Origin of the sequence: Microbacterium sp. BF1 (genome assembly GCF_019279095.1) — a bacterium.
GTDB classification, from domain to species: Bacteria; Actinomycetota; Actinomycetes; order Actinomycetales; family Microbacteriaceae; genus Microbacterium; species Microbacterium maritypicum.
The window spans coordinates 1-2046 of record NZ_JAGYWT010000440.1 but is presented as its reverse complement, the minus strand read 5'-3'; the positions used below and the strand labels follow the sequence as shown (position 1 = coordinate 2046).

3 protein-coding genes are annotated in these 2046 nt (G+C 68.2%); 2 read left to right on the top strand and 1 reads right to left on the bottom strand.

Features of this window, described 5'->3' with window-relative positions; all coding sequences use genetic code 11:
* Window positions 1-288: fumarylacetoacetate hydrolase family protein (locus tag KZA10_RS13360; RefSeq protein WP_218683123.1), on the bottom strand; the 288-nt coding region annotated here is incomplete at its 3' end.
* Between the two features lie 153 nt (window positions 289-441).
* Between KZA10_RS13360 and KZA10_RS13355 the strand changes: the two genes are divergently transcribed.
* Window positions 442-1821 carry an MFS transporter gene (locus KZA10_RS13355; RefSeq protein WP_141386335.1) on the top strand — a complete coding sequence of 460 codons (1380 nt, stop codon included), beginning with the start codon at window positions 442-444 and terminating at the stop codon, window positions 1819-1821.
* Between the two features lie 21 nt (window positions 1822-1842).
* Window positions 1843-2046 (top strand): hypothetical protein (locus KZA10_RS13350; RefSeq protein ID WP_218683122.1); only part of this gene is annotated, 204 nt, incomplete at its 3' end.

Genomic DNA, 2046 nt, shown 5'->3' with positions numbered 1-2046 from the left:
GTACAGTCCGAGGTCGTTCGAGGCGGTGACCCACCCCACGTGCCCCCAGGCCTCGTCGAGCGAGACGCGGCGCGCGGCCGTGACGATCACGAGGGCGATCTCCCCTTCGAAGGCGAGCAGCTCCGTGCCGGCCGGTCGCTCGACCGTGCCTCCGGAGACGCCGACGGAACTGGCCGGCTTGAAGAAGTACGAGGGCGAGGCGGGGCGTCTGCCGCGCTGATCGGCGCGTGAGGCATAGCTCAGGTGGATCGCGATGATCTTGCCGGGGCGGTCGATTTTCTCCGTCACGGGGCGCCTCCTCGCGCTCGTCTGCGTTGTCGTGCGGGACGCCTTGTGCGTCATATTCGAAATCATATATCATCGGTTCACCCCTCGGCAAGCACTTCGGATCCATTCCGCTGCACGCCGTGACAATGCGGTCACAACCAAAGGAGACACCCCATGAGCGGGCAGTCACAGGCTGGGTTCACGCCCACCGGAACCATCGCGACGGCGGCCGATCGACGCCGCGTCGTGTTCGCCACCGTCGTCGGCACCACGGTCGAGTGGTACGACTTCTTCATCTACGCGACGGCCGTCGGGCTCGTCTTCGGACAGCTCTTCTTCGCCCCGCTCGGCGAGAACAGCGCCCTGATCGGCTTCGCCACGGTTGGCGTCAGCTTCCTGTTCCGCCCCCTCGGCGCGTTCCTCGCCGGGCACTATGGCGACAAGCTCGGGCGCAAGACCGTGCTGATGTGGACGCTGATCCTGATGGGCGCCGCGACCGCGCTCATCGGTCTGCTGCCCACCTACGAGAAGATCGGCATCATGGCGCCGGTCCTGCTGGTGCTGCTGCGCATCATCCAGGGCATCTCGGCGGGCGGTGAATGGGGCGGCGCGGTGCTGATGGCCGTCGAGCACGCTCCGCGCCGCAAGCGCGGCATCTTCGGTGCCTCGCCGCAGATCGGCGTGCCCCTCGGTCTGCTGCTCGCCTCCGGCGTGATGGCGCTGATGACGGTGATCGCCCCCGGCGACCAGTTCCTCGCCTGGGGCTGGCGTGTGCCGTTCCTGCTGAGTGTCGTGCTGATCCTCGTCGGCTACTACGTGCGCCGCAAGGTCGAGGAGAGCCCCGTCTTCACCGAGCTCGCAGCCCGCAAGGAGAAGGCGCGGATGCCGATCGCTCAGCTGTTCCGCAAGCACCTGCTGCTCGTGATCATCGCCGCATTCGTCTTCGCCGGCAACAACGCCGTGGGCTACATGACCACCGGCGGGTACATCCAGGGCTACGCCACGAACCCGGAGGGGCCGATCGGCCTGGAGCGAGGCCCGGTCCTCTGGGCCGTCGCCGGATCCGCGGTCACCTGGCTGCTCACGACGCTCCTCGCCGGCTGGCTGTCCGACCGCATCGGCCGTCGCACGACGTACGTCATCGGCTGGGTGCTGCAGCTGGTCGGTGTCTTCACCCTCTTCCCGCTCGTCAACACGGGCGAGATCGGTCTGCTGTTCGCCGGGCTCGCGATCCTCACGATCGGTCTCGGCTTCACGTACGGACCGCAAGCGGCGCTGTACGCCGAGCTGTTCCCGGCGAGCATCCGCTTCTCCGGCGTCTCGATCTCGTACGCCATCGGCGCGATCGCCGGTGGGGCCTTCGCGCCGACCATCGCCACGGCCATCGTGAGCGCCACCGGGTCGACCCAGGCCGTCACCTGGTACCTCGCGGGCATGACCGTGCTCGGTCTCATCGCCACGCTGCTGCTGCGCGACCGCTCGGGCATCCCGCTCGGACCGGATCACGAGGAGGAGCAGTCCGTCAGCCCGATCTACGGACTCGCGAAGGCCTGATTTCCGGAGTCACCCGAATGCGTGAGCACGTCCCCCTCGGGTGGGCGTGCTCACGCGTCGTTGCGGCGGTCAGCCGTCGAGGGATTCGCGGATGACGGGATCAAGCGCCTCAAGGTCGTCAGCTCGTTCCTCGAGACCGGCATGAGCCCGGCCGCGATGGTCCTCGACGTCGTCCCGGTGATCCCGCCGGAGCTGCGCCCGATGGTCCAGCTCGACGGTGGCCGC